The 15847-nt window shown below is 43.6% G+C and carries 19 protein-coding genes; 14 read left to right on the forward strand and 5 right to left on the reverse strand.

What is annotated here, in order from left to right; genetic code table 11:
* The first annotated feature begins 138 nt into the window (after positions 1–138).
* The 6 genes from WJQ40_RS10420 to WJQ40_RS10445 are packed head-to-tail and all read left to right on the forward strand — an operon-like array spanning position 139 to position 5585.
* A complete protein-coding gene (locus WJQ40_RS10420) occupies positions 139–1611 on the forward strand; it encodes a ZinT/AdcA family metal-binding protein (RefSeq protein WP_337540032.1) in 1473 nt (490 codons plus the stop codon).
* Between the two features lie 8 nt (positions 1612–1619).
* Positions 1620–2309, forward strand: a complete 690-nt coding sequence (locus WJQ40_RS10425; RefSeq protein ID WP_337539957.1) for an ABC transporter ATP-binding protein — start codon at positions 1620–1622, stop codon at positions 2307–2309.
* Positions 2310–2321: 12 nt separating this feature from the next.
* A complete protein-coding gene (locus WJQ40_RS10430) occupies positions 2322–3164 on the forward strand; it encodes a metal ABC transporter permease (protein ID WP_337539959.1) in 843 nt (280 codons plus the stop codon).
* On the forward strand, positions 3161–3781 hold the full coding sequence (locus WJQ40_RS10435; RefSeq protein WP_337539962.1) for a hypothetical protein: 621 nt from the start codon (positions 3161–3163) through the stop codon (positions 3779–3781). The genes WJQ40_RS10430 and WJQ40_RS10435 overlap by 4 nt, the downstream gene beginning before the upstream one ends.
* Positions 3782–3808: 27 nt before the next feature.
* A complete protein-coding gene (locus tag WJQ40_RS10440; protein WP_337539965.1) occupies positions 3809–5395 on the forward strand; it encodes a DNA methylase in 1587 nt (528 codons plus the stop codon).
* Positions 5379–5585 (forward strand): hypothetical protein, encoded by a 207-nt coding sequence (locus WJQ40_RS10445; protein WP_262574311.1) that lies wholly within the window; start codon positions 5379–5381, stop codon positions 5583–5585. Before WJQ40_RS10440 ends, WJQ40_RS10445 begins: the two co-directional genes overlap by 17 nt.
* 54 nt (positions 5586–5639) lie before the next feature.
* Here WJQ40_RS10445 and WJQ40_RS10450 read toward each other — a convergent pair whose 3' ends face one another.
* A complete protein-coding gene (locus WJQ40_RS10450) occupies positions 5640–6431 on the reverse strand; it encodes a DUF234 domain-containing protein (protein WP_337539969.1) in 792 nt (263 codons plus the stop codon).
* 289 nt (positions 6432–6720) lie between these two features.
* A complete protein-coding gene (locus WJQ40_RS10455) occupies positions 6721–7056 on the reverse strand; it encodes a hypothetical protein (protein WP_337539971.1) in 336 nt (111 codons plus the stop codon).
* A gap of 137 nt (positions 7057–7193) precedes the next feature.
* On the opposite strand from WJQ40_RS10455, the gene WJQ40_RS10460 reads away from it, so the two are divergent.
* The 5 genes from WJQ40_RS10460 (at position 7194) to WJQ40_RS10480 (ending at position 10502) form a co-directional block, all read left to right on the forward strand.
* Positions 7194–7388, forward strand: coding sequence for a hypothetical protein (locus WJQ40_RS10460; protein ID WP_337539973.1), 195 nt, complete (start codon positions 7194–7196; stop codon positions 7386–7388).
* Positions 7389–7437: 49 nt separating this feature from the next.
* Positions 7438–8103, forward strand: a complete 666-nt coding sequence (locus WJQ40_RS10465) for a glycoside hydrolase family 52 protein (RefSeq protein ID WP_262574306.1) — start codon at positions 7438–7440, stop codon at positions 8101–8103.
* A complete protein-coding gene (locus tag WJQ40_RS10470; protein ID WP_337539977.1) occupies positions 8036–9037 on the forward strand; it encodes a glycoside hydrolase family 52 protein in 1002 nt (333 codons plus the stop codon). Before WJQ40_RS10465 ends, WJQ40_RS10470 begins: the two co-directional genes overlap by 68 nt.
* Positions 9038–9130: 93 nt before the next feature.
* The gene (locus WJQ40_RS10475) at positions 9131–9679 is read left to right on the forward strand and encodes a helix-turn-helix domain-containing protein (RefSeq protein ID WP_337539980.1); all 549 of its coding nucleotides are present in this window, start codon (positions 9131–9133) and stop codon (positions 9677–9679) included.
* Positions 9680–9692: 13 nt separating this feature from the next.
* Positions 9693–10502: a hypothetical protein gene (locus tag WJQ40_RS10480; RefSeq protein ID WP_337539981.1), complete on the forward strand. Its 810-nt coding sequence runs from the start codon at positions 9693–9695 to the stop codon at positions 10500–10502.
* Between the two features lie 38 nt (positions 10503–10540).
* Here WJQ40_RS10480 and WJQ40_RS10485 read toward each other — a convergent pair whose 3' ends face one another.
* On the reverse strand, positions 10541–11065 hold the full coding sequence (locus tag WJQ40_RS10485) for a nitroreductase (protein WP_337539982.1): 525 nt from the start codon (positions 11063–11065) through the stop codon (positions 10541–10543).
* 135 nt (positions 11066–11200) lie between these two features.
* The gene (locus WJQ40_RS10490) at positions 11201–12430 is read right to left on the reverse strand and encodes a hypothetical protein (RefSeq protein WP_337539986.1); all 1230 of its coding nucleotides are present in this window, start codon (positions 12428–12430) and stop codon (positions 11201–11203) included.
* A gap of 199 nt (positions 12431–12629) precedes the next feature.
* On the opposite strand from WJQ40_RS10490, the gene WJQ40_RS10495 reads away from it, so the two are divergent.
* The 3 genes from WJQ40_RS10495 to WJQ40_RS10505 all read left to right on the forward strand — a co-directional run bounded on the left by WJQ40_RS10495 (position 12630) and on the right by WJQ40_RS10505 (position 14972).
* Positions 12630–12920, forward strand: a complete 291-nt coding sequence (locus WJQ40_RS10495) for a helix-turn-helix transcriptional regulator (RefSeq protein WP_337402782.1) — start codon at positions 12630–12632, stop codon at positions 12918–12920.
* A gap of 326 nt (positions 12921–13246) precedes the next feature.
* Complete coding sequence (locus WJQ40_RS10500) at positions 13247–13303, forward strand: hypothetical protein (protein ID WP_334307705.1); 57 nt, start codon at positions 13247–13249, stop codon at positions 13301–13303.
* 298 nt (positions 13304–13601) lie between these two features.
* Positions 13602–14972 (forward strand): MATE family efflux transporter, encoded by a 1371-nt coding sequence (locus WJQ40_RS10505; protein WP_337402783.1) that lies wholly within the window; start codon positions 13602–13604, stop codon positions 14970–14972.
* A gap of 46 nt (positions 14973–15018) precedes the next feature.
* Here the strand turns inward: WJQ40_RS10505 and WJQ40_RS10510 are convergent, their stop codons facing one another.
* Complete coding sequence (locus WJQ40_RS10510; RefSeq protein ID WP_262574295.1) at positions 15019–15768, reverse strand: AraC family transcriptional regulator; 750 nt, start codon at positions 15766–15768, stop codon at positions 15019–15021.
* Between the last annotated feature and the right edge of the window lie 79 nt (positions 15769–15847).

A 15847-nucleotide genomic window follows, 5' to 3' on the forward strand; every position in this document is an offset into this window, starting at 1 on the left:
TAAAGCCTATATAAACAGAAGGGTACAGGATGGATGATATCACAGTACCTTCTGTTTTTTGTACCTTTTTTTAGGAAAATTTAGAACAGGAGGCTTTATTTCATGAAAAAATACATTTCTTTACTGATAGCAGCCGTTATGGCAATTTGTTGTCTTGCTGGCTGCAGTCAAAAAAATTCTGACATTTCAACTGAAAATACAACAGAGCTTAAAGTTGTGACAACGATATTCCCGGAATATGACTGGGTACGTCAGATTGCCGGAGATCAGATTTCCAATATTGATCTTACAATGCTTCTTGATAATGGAGTGGATCTGCACAGCTATCAGCCGACAGCAGACGATATTATGAAAATATCTGATTGTGATATTTTTGTATATGTTGGCGGAGAATCAGATGAATGGGTTGAGGATGCCCTGAAGGAAGCGGTCAATAAGGATATGCAGGTGATCAATCTGTTAGAGGTATTGAAAGATACTGTAAAAACAGAAGAAGCAATGCCAGGCATGCAGGCTGAAGAAGGACATAATCATGGATATTCTCATTTTGCCGACAGTGATGTACAGGACAGAAGCCTGTCTGACTGGTCAGGTGACTGGCAGTCTGTTTATCCTTATTTGGAAGATGGAGATTTGGATGAGGTAATGGAGCGCAAGGCTGAAAATGGTGATAAAACAGCAGAGGAATACAAGGCATATTACGAAACCGGATATAAAACAGATGTAGAAAAAATTGTAATTGACGGTGAAAACGGCACAATGGAATTTACAAAAAACGGAGTCGCATCAAAAGCATCCTACGAATATAAAGGATATCAGATTTATGATTATGAATCCGGTAACCGTGGAGTCCGTTATTTCTTTGAAGCTGTCAGTGGATCGTCAGATGCTCCTAAATATGTACAGTTCAGTGATCATGGTATAGCACCTGGAAAGGCAGAGCATTTCCATATTTATGCAGGTAATGACAGCTTTGATGCTTTGTCGGAAGAGATGGAAAACTGGCCTACTTATTATCCTGCTGACATGACTGGTGCGGAGATCGCAGAAGATATGCTGGAACATGAAGAAAAAGAATATGACGAACATGTATGGCTTTCTCTGAAAAATGCGGAAACCTTATGTAAGGCAATTGCAGAAGCACTGGAAAAAGCAGATCCTGCAAATAAGGATATGTATGATGCGAATTTAACGGCTTATGAGGAGAAACTGGCATCCCTTGATACCAGTTACCAGGATGCAGTAAAGGATGCTCCACAGAAGACGCTGCTGTTTGGCGATCGTTTCCCATTCCGTTATCTGGTGGATGATTACGGCTTGAGCTACTATGCTGCCTTTGCGGGCTGCTCTGCCGAGAGTGAAGCCAGCTTTGAAACTATTTCTTTCCTAGCTGAAAAAGTGGATGAGCTTGGACTTAAATATGTCATGACGATTGAAAAATCGGATCAGAAAATAGCGAAAACTATTATTGAGAATACCAGGGATAAAAATCAGAGTATCCTGACACTGGATTCCATGCAGTCCACAACCTCAGAAGATGTTGCAAATGGAACTACATATCTTTCAGTCATGGAGAGCAATCTGAATGTCCTGAAAGAAGCATTGCAGTAGGAGGAATCATGGCACAAATTACCTGTCGGAACTTAAGTATAGGTTATGATGGCAGAGCCATTCTGAAGAACATCAGTTTTTCTGTAAATCAGGGAGATTATCTGTATATTATAGGAGAAAATGGTTCTGGAAAATCAACCCTGATGAGAACTCTGCTTCATCTGCAGCAGCCAGTCGGAGGATCAATTCTGACTGGAGAAGGAGTCAAAAGTGATGAAATTGGATATTTGCCACAGCAGACGGTAATACAAAAGGATTTTCCGGCATCCGTGAGAGAAATTATTCTCTCCGGATGTCAGAACCACTGTGGTCTTCGTCCCTTTTATAACAAAGCAGAGAAGAAAACTGCAGAGAAAATGATGGAAAAGCTGCAGATCACACATCTGAAAAATAAATGTTACCGGGAACTGTCCGGTGGACAGCAGCAAAGAGTTCTGCTTGCCAGAGCGCTTTGTGCAACAAAAAAGATATTGCTGCTGGATGAACCGGTATCAGGACTTGATCCCAGGGCAGCGGAAGAGATGTACCGGCTTATTGAACGGTTAAACAATGAAGAAAAAGTCACAATCATTATGATCTCACATGATATTGAGGCAGCAGTTAAGTATGCCAGCCATATTATGTGCATGGGAAAGACTGTATTTTATGGTACAAAGCAGGAATATCTGAAATTAAAAAGAGATCGGGCCGGTTTATAGGGAGGATGGACTTTGATTGATAAATTAATCTTTTATTTTGAATATCCATTTGTAAGATATGCTTTGATTGTGGGTATATTGATTGCACTTTGTTCCTCTCTTTTGGGAGTTACGCTGGTGCTGAAACGTTTTTCTTTTATTGGAGATGGGCTGTCACATGTAGCGTTTGGAGCAATGGCAGTTGCTTCTGTTTTAAATTTTACAAATAATATGCTGTTTATTTTGCCGGTTACTGTAATTTGTGCAATTTTACTGTTACGTACAGGACAGGATACGAAGATAAAGGGAGATGCAGCAGTTGCCATGATCTCAGTGGGGGCGCTGGCAATAGGTTATCTGCTTATGAATATATTTTCTACGGGACCTAATCTTTCCGGAGATGTATGCAGTACATTATTCGGCTCGACATCTATTCTGACGCTGACACAGGGACAGGTTACTTTATGCTGTCTGCTGTCTGTTATTGTAGTAGTTATTTTTATTTTATTTTATCATAAGATTTTTTGTGTAACTTTTGATGAGACTTTTTCAAAGGCTACCGGAATGAAAACAGATTTTTATAATCTGCTGATAGCAGTGATTACAGCGGTAATTATTGTTCTGGCAATGAATCTGGTAGGATCTCTGCTGATATCGGCACTTGTTATATTTCCGGCACTGTCCGCAATGCGGATATTTCGGACATTTTTCAGCGTTACAGTTTGTTCTGTCTGTCTGTCGGTGCTGTGTGCGGTTATTGGACTTCTTGTATCAATTTTAGCCGGTACACCGGTAGGCTCTACAATTGTTGCAGCAGATATGGTGGCTTTTCTTGTCTGCTGTCTGGTGGGAAAAGCAACAGGAGGCAAGGCATGAGATCTGTAAAAAGAGGTATTTTCATATTGTTATGTATTGCACTGATAACCGGATGTAAGCACAAAAATACTAAGATCAAAGGTGTCAGCAGTTCCAGCTCTGTTGAAGAACTGATCGTTCGCCAAATTGAAGAGGAAGTATATGAAACAGTGCAGGAGGAATCACCTACTGTCGAAATGCCAGAAGAAACAGCCATACCGAATGATGCAGCAGATGATATGGTGGAAGAGGAAACTGCTGGAGCAGAGCCGGAAGGGAAAACTACCGTAGATTATGATCTGACAGCAATGAGCAGTGATATGGTATATGCAACAGTTTATCAGATGATGATCCTGCCGGAAGATTATGAAGGTAAGACATTTCGGATGGAGGGAAGCTTTTACGCAACTTATTATGAACCAACGCAAAGCTACTATTATTATTGTATTATTCAGGATGCAACAGCCTGCTGCGCACAGGGGCTGGAATTTGTGTGGGGAGATGGAAGCCATAAGTATCCGGACGAATATCCTGAGGAATATACAGATGTTGTAGTAGAAGGAACTTTTGAAACTTACAGGGAAGAAGGAGACGAGAATCTGTATTGTAGACTGACTGATGCGGTGTTAACATTTTAGTAGGAAATAGCGGAAGGAGATTGCTGTATGGAAGAGAAAAGCTATATTGCGATCGATCTGAAGTCCTTTTTCGCATCAGTAGAATGTGTGGAACGGGAACTGGATCCTCTGAATACGAATCTGGTCGTAGCGGATGCAGGCCGTACAGAGAAAACCATCTGTCTTGCCGTGTCTCCTTCCTTGAAGGCCTATGGGATCCCGGGGCGGGCGAGACTGTTTGAAGTGGTCCAGAAGGTGAAGGAGGCTAACAGAAAGCGGCGCATGGAAGCACCGGGAGGCCGTTTTACCGGCAAATCACACTTTGCAAATGAGCTGAAGGCACATCCGGAGCTTGCCATAGATTATATCGTGGCACCGCCCCAGATGGCGCGGTATATAAAGCACAGTACGGCTATCTATAATATTTATCTGAAATATGTGGCACCGGAGGATATTCATGTGTATTCCATTGATGAGGTATTTATTGATGTCACCGGATATCTGCCAACATACGGTATGACAGCCCATGAGCTTGCCATGACCATGATCAGGGATGTACTTGGGAGTACCGGTATTACAGCTACAGCAGGGATCGGCTCCAATATGTATCTGTGCAAGATCGCCATGGATATCGTGGCCAAGCATGTGGCACCGGACGCAGATGGTGTGCGGATCGCAGAGCTGACAGAGAGGAGCTACCGGCAGCAGCTCTGGGGTCATAAGCCGATCACCGATTTTTGGCGGGTAGGGCGGGGCTATGCCAGAAAGCTGGCAGAGAATGGAATGTATACCATGGGTGATGTGGCCAGATGCTCTGTTGGGAAGCCGGAGGATTTCCATAATGAAGATCTGCTGTATGAGCTTTTCGGTGTGAACGCAGAGCTTCTGATCGACCATGCCTGGGGATATGAACCGTGTACGATCGCAGATGTGAAGGCTTATAAGCCGGAGAATAACAGCTTCTGCTCCGGACAGGTGCTGCAGAATCCTTATTCCTTCGACAAAGCCAGGCTGGTCATCCATGAGATGGCAGACGGAGCGGCTCTTGATCTGGTAGATAAGAAATTGGTGACAGACCAGATTGTACTGGATATAGGGTATGACATAGAATCCTTAAGTAATCCGGAGATCCGCCGGAAATATAAGGGACCTGTGACGACAGACCGCTATGGACGACAGGTTCCGAAGCCGGCTCACGGTTCCATTAACCTGAAACGGCAGACCGCGTCAGCCAGGATGATCATAGAAGCTACGCTTACGCTGTATGACCGGATCGTGAACCCGGAGCTTCTGGTCAGAAGGATGAGCGTGACGACCAATCATGTGGTCAGTGAGGAAGAGATCCGGGAAGAAGAAAGCTATGAACAGCTTGATCTTTTTACTGATTATCAGGAAAAGGATCAGGAGAGAGAGCATGAGAAGGAAGAGCTGGAGAAGGAGCGTAAGGTACAGGAGGCACTTCTTTCAATTAAAAAGAAGTATGGGAAAAATGCTGTATTGAAAGGCATGAACTTCCTGGATGGTGCGACTGCCAGAGAGCGGAACGGGCAGATCGGGGGACACCGTGCCGGGACAGCGGACAGTGAACCGGAGCAGAAGAAGGAGAAATCAGAAAACCATGAAAGATTCGTATGAGGATATCATAGATCTGCCGCATCCTGCGAGTAAGAAGCATGAGAGGATGTCGAGAATGAACAGAGCGGCCCAGTTTGCCCCTTTCTCAGCCCTGACAGGACTTGGCAGGGCACTTAAGCAGACGGCAGATAAGAATGAAGAGAAGTGGGAAATGGAATATGGGGAGGAGAATGAGGATGGAATCCTGTAGACAAGAAACAGTCTCAATGAAGCAATGGTTGATATCCAGGAAGTTTTATAGATCTCATTCATAAAGAGATTCCAGTGTAAGCAGTAAAACATCTTCATCTTTCAAATCCTTAAACCAGTCAGTGTATCCGGATAAGGAAAAGAAAATATATTTTGAAACTTTGTATTTTGCTGCTATCAGCTTTCCTCTTCGGATCAGAGTTTCATAAATCCCCTTATCTATCTTTTCATTTTTAAATTTGCACTCCCCAATAACAGCCTTTTTATCTAACTCTGATATGGAAACAACATCAATATCTGCGGATTGTGTTCTTATGTTATCATTTTTGTCTGTGATATTTTCTGTGCCCCACCAGGAACCCACTGAAGTGAGAAAGCAGCCATATTCACCTGTGATTCCCTGCTTTAAAGTATAATATCTGCACATTTCCTCGAATACAGTGTCCATAAAAGAATGTAAAACCGGTTTAACAGCCTTCTGATAGTAAAGTGCACCCTGTCCCATTTCGATAACACTGGTAGCTTTGGGGATAAACTCATACCAGAACTTGAACATATAGTCTTTCAAAACATACTGCGTTTTTTTCTTATTCTTTTCGTCTGTGATACATTTTTTCTTTTCAACAAGCCCGACATTGATCAGCTTATTTAATGAATACAATACGGTTGGTTCTTTTTCACCGATTTTAGCTGCGATTGTGTTAAGGGTATTTTCGCCGGATGCGATCTGTTCTACAATATTATTTACGATCGATATATCAGCAAACTCCTGTGTCAGCAAATTTCTGGTTTCATCATATAAATAACCGTCTGTCCGAAAATACAGTCTTTCCCGAAAATCTTTCAAGAAAAGATGATCTGATCAGAATTTAATTGAAAGATATGCTGTTAGATGATAATATAGATATATGGGAAACCAGAGAGCCGGGCGGCTTACCCTCTTTTTTCGGAGGGGCTAACCTTCCAGACGAAAGAAAGGAGGGCGTTGCCGATGTATGTTACATACTCTGATTTAATTCGGATTGGAATATTCATTTGCACCCTTGTGGAATTGTGTTACATGATTTTCAAGGGAAAACGAAAATAGCCGCCATTACTGCGAATAATGACGGCCGACCTTTTATAAAAGGTTGATGCTATAATATTCGGGGTAAGCCGCTTCTCTGGCTTTCCCTTTTTCTATGTTCAATATAACACGAGAGTATATTTTTTTCAAGGTAAATATGAAGGAACCAACCGCACTCTGTGTACTTGGGAGGAAGTGCGTTTTTGCTTCTGGCAGCATGGACGGCACGTACTAGCTCCAGCGCTTTTTCCTGTAGATAGGAAAGCGCCTCCTGCCCGCCAAGGATTGCATAGTGGATCGCAATGGCAACGACGGAAACCGCCCAGTATTTCCACTGTCTTGCTTCATTCAGGGACATTCGTCCAATAATAAATCCATGGTTAAAATAGTCGGAGATGGTCTGCATGAGGCTGTCCTCATCTCCTGCCTGAATAGAACGTACGCTTGTGAAAACAGGAGATTTCTGATAGAGATTCTGAGAGAGGAATGGGGCTTTGACGGTGTTGTCATTTCCGACTGGGGTGCCTACGCAGATCTGCCGGGATGGATCTGGAGATGCCAGACAGCTGTGGACACCACAGAAAAAAACTGGTGAGAGCACTGAATCAGGGAATCTCTGCACTGGTACTGATACTGGTACTGATGCTGCTGGCGGCCTATTTGCTGATCCGTAAAAAATACAGGATCAGTGAGGAAGAATATGATAGAATGGTAGGTGAAATGAAAGCAGGAAGTTAAAAATGCCGGCAGGATTTAAAATATCTGATCCGGCACAGGAGGAAAGGAAATGAGTACAGATTTATTTCAGGCGATCCACAGCCCGATCGGGGCAAATGCGGGATTTGCCATGGGACTTGCTGGACTTGGCGGCGGATTTTGCCTCCAGAGTGACAGAATCCCGGATCAGGATATTTTTATCGGATACAAAGAAGGAAATACGTTATCTATGCTGCCTTTTTATGAGAAAAGCATTTCTTCGGAAAAGGACAGCTTCGCCAAAGATGAGAATGGATCAGAGCTTCAGGAGCATGCCTTTACTGAAGAGGAGGTCAGCAGAGGCTTCGGGCTTGCGACTGACACGTTCCAGACAGGGAGACTTTCATTTTCCTTGATGAACCGGGTGACAGAGCTTTCTGATGTGGAAAGAGGAGAGGAACCGGAGGTAAAGTCAAAAGCGCTTCCCGCCATCGTGGCAAGATTCTGTGTGGACAACAGGGATGGGGAGCAGGAGATCCAAGGCTTCTTTGGCATTGGCAATATGAAGGGCAAGCAGTTTTTAAGCCAGATGTGCGGGGAAGAGCGCTGTGGTGTGATCTCCAAAGACGGCTATGGTTTTGAAGCTGTTCTGTCAGTCGGTAAAGTCCTTTTATATCAGTTCCATGCTGATGAAGGAAGGAGAAAGGAGCCGCTGGATCGTCAACGAAGGAACTTTCCTGATGATGAATACCTTTGATCTGCTGATTGATCATCTTTTCTTTGAGTGCCGGTATCATCCCTGGACAGTGAGGAATGCACTGGATTTCTTTGTGGAATCCTATTCCTATAAGGATCAGTGCAGTATCTCTTTTACCCATGACATGGGTTCTCACTATGTATTTACACCAAAGGGACAATCCAGCTATGAGATTCCCTATCTGACGGACTGCTTTTCCTATATGACACAGGAGCAGCTCTGCAACTGGATCCTGGCAGCAGCGGTGTATGCGTATAGAACCGGTAACACGGTATGGCTTCTGTCCAGGAAAGAGACACTGGTGGAGTGCTTCCAGTCCATGCAGAAGCGTGACGGGCTGATCTCGGACGGTATCATGGATGTGGATTCTTCCAGGTGCGAGGGCGGCAGTGAGATCACGACTTATGACTCACTGGATGTGAGCCTTGGACAGGCAAGGAGAAACAGTTATATTGCCATGAAGTGTTTTGCTTCCTATCTGGCACTTGGCAGCATGTTTGAACAGCTTCCCATGGAGGAGTATCAGGAGCAGGCTGACAGTGCAGCCGATAACTGTGAGGAGCATATGCTTGCTTATTTTGACAGGAAAAAGAAACGGTTTCCAGCTCTTTTCGATGGAGAAGGAACCATGGCGATCGTACCGGTCATTGAAGGGATCATTTATCCTGTCTTTTTCGGAAAACCAGAGGCAGTATCAGAGGATGGAAAGCATGGCAGGCTGATCAGGGCGCTGAAGGAGCATATACAGACGGTACTGGTACCCGGCATCTGCCTGTTTGAGGACGGCGGCTTCAAGCTTTCGGAGACAAGTGACAATTCCTGGATCAGCAAGATCTTCCTGGGTCAGTACATTATCGAAAAGGTATTACATATGAATATGCCACAGATCATGGATAGGGCCGATGCGGCGCACTGGAGCTGGTGGATGGAATAATAAATATTGACGGAAATGATTAAAACCATTAAAATGAGGGTAAAATAAAAGAAAAAACACTCATTTTAATGGTTTTTCTCTTTGGAGGAACTTATGAAAGAAAGACTTTTTGCAGTACCGGCGTACACAACTGCAGAAGAGATCAGGGCTTTGCGTAAACGCCTGAAGCTGACACAAAGGGAGTTTGCGGAACTGATCTGTTGCGCAAAATCAACAGTAGAGCGCTGGGAAACCAGTAAGGAGAATATTACAGGGCCTGTAGTTTTGCTGCTTCAGATGCTGGATCGTTATACGGATTATCCAAAACAGCTTCAGGTTCCGAAAAGAGAGTATCCTCTCAGACTTTGGTATATGTACCGGCAGAAGCCCTGTACACTGATCGATGTCAATGAAATGGAACAGAGGGTGCACATTGTCAATTACACGGATAAGCTTATGTTCAGGGCATTTGGTAAAGTAGAGGATCCGGACTACAGGATGTATGAAGAATTTCTGGAATCCAGATGTTTTCCTGCCAGCAGGGACAAAATGAAACTGGTGTTACAGGATTTGGATCTGCCGTTTTATGACCCCCTTATGATCATAGAAAAGACGGCGGGCAGAATGGCAGAGGATGATTTCTGGATCCAGATAGAACGTTAGATGGGGGAATGGGATGGTAGAACTTTTTGAGCAGGATGAAAGACAGAATAACAGACAGTCTTCCAAGGGAAATCAGTTAAAATGGGAAAACAACGGAATATGGTATAAAGCAGATTATACCGGATATGAGGGGCTTGCAGAATATATGATCTCGCATCTCCTGATGAAATCTTCTCTGCGTCAGGATGAGTTTGTCCTGTATGAGCCTGAACAGGTCAAGTATAAAGCATCAGTTTATTCCGGGGTGATGAGTAATAATTTTCTGAGGGAAGGATGGCAGTTGATTACGCTGGAAAGGCTGTTTAAAACTTTTTTTGGACAGAGTCTTTATCAGTCTGTTTTCAAAATCCCGGAGCCAGAGAAAAGACTGACTTTTTTGGTGGAACAGGTAGAACGGGTCACAAAGCTTCCTGATTTTGGTGCATATATGAATAAGCTGTTTACCATAGATGCTTTTTTCCTGAATGAGGATCGTCACACTCATAATATTGCTATCATGATGAACGGGGATGGGGAGTTTGCCTACAGTCCAATTTTTGACAATGGAGCAGGTCTGCTGGCAGATACATCTTTAGATTATCCACTGGGAAAAGATGTATATCTGCAGATAAAGGAAGTCCGGGCAAAGACGATCAGTTCAGATTTTGATGAGCAGCTTGATCTGGCAGAAAAACTGTATGGGAATCATTTGAAGTTCAATTTTCGTGCGAAAGATGTGAATGATCTGCTTGATAAGATCAGCATATATTCTCCGGAAGAGAAGAACCGGGTAAGGGATATTCTTCTCTCCCAGATGAAGAAATATGCGTATTTGTTTGAGTAAGTATCGTTTTTCAGGTTGTATCAGGCTAAAAAGTATCATTATTTCACGTAATAGACCCAGTTGTCCTTGCGGGGATGCGTAGCGGGGTACTCTCCGTCAACATAACCGAGGATACAGTGGCCGATTCCTTCGTATTCACTTTCGATGCCGAGATCTTTCAGGATTTCCTGGCCTTCTGCGGATTCAAATTCTTCTTTGGCTCTGTGGATCCAGCAGCTTCCAATATCCAGTGCATGTGCTGCCAGCATCAGATTGCCCATGACAAGGCTGCCATCGTAAACGTGGGTCGGTGCTTCCTTTTTAGCGAGAACAATGAGGACAACGGGAGCACCGTAGAAGGGATCTTTGTCACTTCCCATGATCTTTGCATTCATTCTGGAAAGTCTGTCCCGCATTTCCTTATTTGTAACAGCTATGATAATGGGTGACTGTCTGTTCATACCTGTGGCTGCATAGGTGCCGGCCTTAATGATCTGATCAATGACATCAGAGGGAATCATGTCAGGCTTGAAGCTGCGCACACTTCTTCTTGTTTCCATGAGTGTTAGTAAATCTGTATTCATCGTAAATACCTCCTGTTCAAGTATAACTTTACGTATTTATAGTAGCACTGTGAAAACGGGATGGCAAGAAAACAGCCGCTATTACTTTGAGATAATAACGGCTGGTGAGAGGCGGAAAATGATGTGCATATTATGTTAATTAAAAAGTTTGGGGATAATTTCTTCCAGTTTACCACGGTAAGTGCCATCGGAAAAACTGTCATAAGGACAATAATCAATAACGATATTTGTACCAAGATTATTGATAACAGCAACTTCTTCTGACTCCGGAAATACAGTTTCTTGACGGGTAGCATAAAAAATCTTTGCTGTACCGAAAGGAGTTTCAACACTGGCTTTTTCATCCATAGTAACCATACCACGGCCGCCAAAGAAATAATTAAAATAGGCAGGGTCATAAGTGACAATAACGGAGCCGTGTTGTTTTCCCCAGTCGGATTCGGAAGACCTGTTCCGATCCTTCATCTGAAACTTTTTAGAACTTCCGTCTGCAGCTGTTACAGTAGAAGAACCATACCAGTTTTCGGATTCAGGAATGGGATTAAAGCCAAAAACAGTAACTTTATCATTATAATAGGGGCCTGTTTTCATAAGAACGCTGTATGATTCATCTGCAGATATGGAGTTTTCATCAATCTGGATCTTCTGATCATCGGAAACTTCGATAGGAGAGAAGACAAGTGGAATCAAAGTTTCCAGAGTGCCGGAATATTCCTCAAGATCGCCAGAGGAACCCCAGATGAGAGTAACTGTGTAGTCGCCGGTATTCAGCAGAGCTACTTCTTTGCAGCGATCGTCAAAGCCTTCTTCATGGGTTTTTGCAAAATAGACTTTGGCAGTACCGTAAGGAGTTTCCACTTCACCTTTTTCCTCTACATCGGTATCATCCTGTTCTCCGGGAAAGTTGGGAGCAGTATAGATTAATTTATTGTCAGAGGTGATTTCGTATTGCTCGGAGGTGATGGTAAAGTAATCAGTAGCAAGGCAAGGAACAGAATCTATTACTTCGGTATATTTTGTATCAAAGTCGTATCGTGAAGGTGCAAAAGCACTGTTATTTTTGGAATCAGCTTTATAAGGATAGTTAAAACCAAGAATAACAGGATAGTCTCTGGTACCTTCGTTAATTTCAGAATCATAGTATAATAAGTAGTCATAACCGTTTTTATATTCTTCTTCAGGATCAACAGCAGGGGCAGAAGCTGTATCAGCAGTTTCTGTGTCAGCAGGAGACTCTTCGGCAGAGGTGTCTGCTTCTTCTGAAAATTCAGAAGTGGCTGTCTCAACATTGCTTTCTGAACCGCAGGCAGTAAAAAGAGTGCCGGTTAACAGGAAAGCAACAAGTGCAATCGTTCTTTTTCTCATAATAATTCCTCCTCATGAATTAAAAAGTTGTGTTTCATCGTTTTCCAACCCTTTTCTTTGTATTTTTGATATCAGAATAATTACAGGTGAAGTTTAACATAATATTCCCATGTAGTCAACTAATAGAATATAAGAATACTTTGGGTAGATATCCATAGATTATACTATAAAAGTATGGGAGACAGCAGATATGATTTTCATGGGCGAAAAAATTAGAGAACTTCGAACAGAAAAGAAAATGACACAGGAGCAGTTGGCAAATCGTCTTGGTTTGGTAAAGGGCTCCATTTCTGCCTATGAACAGGGAACAAAATATCCCTCTTTGGAAGTATTGGTAAATATATGCCAGATTTTCAATGTTTCCGCAGATTATCTCCTTGGTCTGTCCGATGACAGAATGATAAAAAGTTCTGTACTGACAGATGAACAGACCAAGTTATTGCGGGGATTGATCAAGGAATTTGAAATGGCGAATGCCAGATTTGATTAATCCTGATTTATATTATTTTAATGTGATGGCGTAGACCGTATCGATCTCTGCCGGATAAGTTTCTGCAATGTCACCATTATAATAGATTACAATTTCATCATCAACATTAAGTTGTGTTACACTGTCTTTAAAAATACAGGCCAATACAGTGATGAATTTGTTATTTTATTGCGGTTTACAGATCAAAATGTGTCTGATATAATGTCAATCAAGAAAAGTCAGAGAGCAAAGGCGGTCACCCTCTGTTAAGGAGGGGCTAATCCCTCCGGACAAAAGAAAGGAGGGCGATGCCAATGGTTACATATTCAGAGCTTATAGAGTTCAGTATGTTCATTGTTACCCTTATTGGATTGTGTTATGCAATCTTTAAGGGAAGAAAATAGCCGCCAACTACTCGCAATAGTTGACGGCATAACTACAAAGTTTTGCCAAGCTATAGAGGGTAGGCCGTCTCTCTGGCTTTTCCTCTATTCAAGGATAGCATATAAAACTGTAAAAAGCAAGAAAAGTTCAGCTTGCTCAGTGAAACTTAAATTTAAATAATAATTTAGGGAAATCAGATAGTATCAATTTTCGGTTGAAAGGCTGGAAAATTTCTTTACAGGAGAAAATTCCCATTCCTACCGATTGACGAATCAGGAAAAGGGAACTTATAATGTGGGTGAAAAAGGAGTAACTGACATGAAGACCCACCAGACAGACTTTTCACAGGGAAGTATATATAGAAACATAATGGAGGTTGCAGTACCCATGACCGTGGCACAGCTGCTTAACCTTCTTTATAATATCGTAGACCGAATGTATATTGGAAGGATCCCGGAGGTGGGAACACTGGCGCTGACAGGCGTCGGACTGTGCTTCCCGATCATTACGCTGGTTTCTGCGTTTACGCTGCTTTTTGGTAATGGCGGAGGTCCTCTTTGTGCCATGGAGCGGGGACGGGGAAATGAAGAGGAAGCGGAATACCTTATGGGAAATTCCTTCCTGATGCTTGTACTGACAGGCGCTGTGCTAATGGTGGCAGGGTTGTTGTTTTATAAGCCGGTGCTGTATCTGTTCGGAGCAAGTGATGCGACCTTTGTTTACGCAGGCAGCTATATCAGGATCTATCTGCTCGGCACCCTGTTTGTCATGATCTCTGTAGGAATGAATCCCTTTATCAACAGTCAGGGCTTTGGCAATATCGGTATGTTTTCGGTTCTGATCGGCGCAGTGCTGAATATCGTCCTGGATCCGTTGTTTATTTTTGTACTGAAAATGGGCGTACAGGGAGCCGCCATTGCAACGATCCTGTCACAGCTTGCTTCGGTCATCTGGGTGTTGCGGTTTCTGACAGGTAAAAAAGCGGTACTCCGGCTGAAGGCTGACCGGCTGAAGCTGTCCGGGAAGCGGGTGCTGCAGATCATGGCACTTGGCGTGTCCGGCTTTATCATGAGCTTTACCAATGGTCTGGTGCAGGTGGCCTGCAATGCAACGCTGCAGATATATGGCGGCGATATTTATGTCGGTGTTATGACAGTATTAAATTCTGTCAGAGATATCTGTACACTGCCGGTGAACGGCATTACCAGCGGGGCATCCCCGGTCATGAGCTTTAATTACGGGGCAAAGGCCTATCATAAGGTAAAGCAGGCGATCTGGTTTGTCACGGGACTCTGTGTAAGCTATACGCTTCTGATCTGGGGAGTCCTCAAACTGTTTCCGGAATTTTTCATCCGTATTTTCAATGATTCCCCGGAGCTGGTAGAAAAGGGTGTTCCGGCGCTTCATATTTATTTCTTTGGATTCTGCTTTATGGCACTGCAGTTTACCGGACAGAATGTGTTCGTGGCGCTTGGCAAATCGGGCAAGGCAGTATTCTTTTCTCTGCTCCGGAAAGCCTTTATTGTTGTGCCGCTGACACTGCTTCTTCCCAAAGTTGCCGGGCTGTCAGTGGATGGTGTATTCTGGGCCGAGCCAATCTCCAACCTGATCGGAGGGTGCGCCTGCTTTATCACCATGCTTTGTACGGTACTGCCGGAGCTGAAACGCAGAGAGCAGGAGGGACTGTAAAGGCGGCCGGCAGACCATCGTCCCAAAGTGGGGAGGCTGTCTCAGGTTAGTGCTGCTGTCCGATTCCTGCGCGGAAGAAGTGGGTCTGGTAAGCCTTTGGCGTATAGCCGGTTTCTTCCCGGAAGACTCTTGTAAAGTGGCTCTGGGAGCTGAAAGCCAGAAGGGCGGCAATCTCCGCATAAGAATATTCAGAATCGAGAAGCATATTTTTCGCTGTTTCAATGCGCTGCTTGCGGATATATTCCGTCAGGGTCATTCCCATTTCGCGGTGAAAAAGAGTGGAAAGGTAGCCTGGATGGAGCCCTGTTTCCTTAGCAAGCTCCTGCAGGGAGATTGTTTCATTCAGATGGTAGTAGATGTAGTCAATGCACTGCACGACCGGTCTGGAATAAACGGTCTCTTTTTTTGATTTTGCAAGCTGGGTGATAAAAACCTTGACCATTTCCAGTTCCAGTGTCCTCACTGCATCTGTGCTCTGGCAGGTATCCATTTCCTGGATAAAAAGATCACTGATATTATAGGCTGTCTCCGGATCCATGCCGCCCTCGATCGCATAACGGGTGGTCAGAGTTACTGCAGAGACAAAGAGATATTTCCGGTTTCGTAATGGATCGTCGGACAAATGACCAACGAGGGGAGAGTCAATGAGCTGCCTGTAGGCGTCAAGAGCTCTGGGATCTCCGGCCTTCATATAGAGATAGGGTCTGATCTCTTCTTCATAACGAAGGTGTCTGAAGTTGTTTTCCCGGTTTACAAATTCCAGATATTTCAGTCGTTTCTCATTGATGTTTGCCATAAGAAATGATCCCTCTTTTTTCTATAAATATATATGAAAATCATAACATAAAAATAAAAATTATGATATAAAGAAAAAG

This window comes from Suilimivivens sp. (genome assembly GCF_037359455.1).
GTDB lineage: Bacteria > Bacillota > Clostridia > Lachnospirales > Lachnospiraceae > Suilimivivens > Suilimivivens aceti.

Excerpts from the sequence above, each read along its gene's own strand:
- WJQ40_RS10420 (WP_337540032.1), top strand. The coding sequence starts at position 139 with ATGGCAATTTGTTGTCTTGCTGGCTGCAGTCAAAAAAATTCTGACATT.
- WJQ40_RS10425 (WP_337539957.1), top strand. The coding sequence starts at position 1,620 with ATGGCACAAATTACCTGTCGGAACTTAAGTATAGGTTATGATGGCAGA.
- WJQ40_RS10435 (WP_337539962.1), top strand. The coding sequence starts at position 3,161 with ATGAGATCTGTAAAAAGAGGTATTTTCATATTGTTATGTATTGCACTG.
- WJQ40_RS10440 (WP_337539965.1), top strand. The coding sequence starts at position 3,809 with ATGGAAGAGAAAAGCTATATTGCGATCGATCTGAAGTCCTTTTTCGCA.
- WJQ40_RS10445 (WP_262574311.1), top strand. The coding sequence starts at position 5,379 with ATGAAAGATTCGTATGAGGATATCATAGATCTGCCGCATCCTGCGAGT.
- WJQ40_RS10455 (WP_337539971.1), bottom strand. The coding sequence starts at position 7,056 with ATGCAGACCATCTCCGACTATTTTAACCATGGATTTATTATTGGACGA.
- WJQ40_RS10460 (WP_337539973.1), top strand. The coding sequence starts at position 7,194 with ATGGATCTGGAGATGCCAGACAGCTGTGGACACCACAGAAAAAAACTG.
- WJQ40_RS10465 (WP_262574306.1), top strand. The coding sequence starts at position 7,438 with ATGAGTACAGATTTATTTCAGGCGATCCACAGCCCGATCGGGGCAAAT.
- WJQ40_RS10470 (WP_337539977.1), top strand. The coding sequence starts at position 8,036 with ATGAAGGAAGGAGAAAGGAGCCGCTGGATCGTCAACGAAGGAACTTTC.
- WJQ40_RS10475 (WP_337539980.1), top strand. The coding sequence starts at position 9,131 with ATGAAAGAAAGACTTTTTGCAGTACCGGCGTACACAACTGCAGAAGAG.
- WJQ40_RS10480 (WP_337539981.1), top strand. The coding sequence starts at position 9,693 with ATGGTAGAACTTTTTGAGCAGGATGAAAGACAGAATAACAGACAGTCT.
- WJQ40_RS10485 (WP_337539982.1), bottom strand. The coding sequence starts at position 11,065 with ATGAATACAGATTTACTAACACTCATGGAAACAAGAAGAAGTGTGCGC.
- WJQ40_RS10490 (WP_337539986.1), bottom strand. The coding sequence starts at position 12,430 with ATGAGAAAAAGAACGATTGCACTTGTTGCTTTCCTGTTAACCGGCACT.
- WJQ40_RS10495 (WP_337402782.1), top strand. The coding sequence starts at position 12,630 with ATGGGCGAAAAAATTAGAGAACTTCGAACAGAAAAGAAAATGACACAG.
- WJQ40_RS10505 (WP_337402783.1), top strand. The coding sequence starts at position 13,602 with ATGAAGACCCACCAGACAGACTTTTCACAGGGAAGTATATATAGAAAC.
- WJQ40_RS10510 (WP_262574295.1), bottom strand. The coding sequence starts at position 15,768 with ATGGCAAACATCAATGAGAAACGACTGAAATATCTGGAATTTGTAAAC.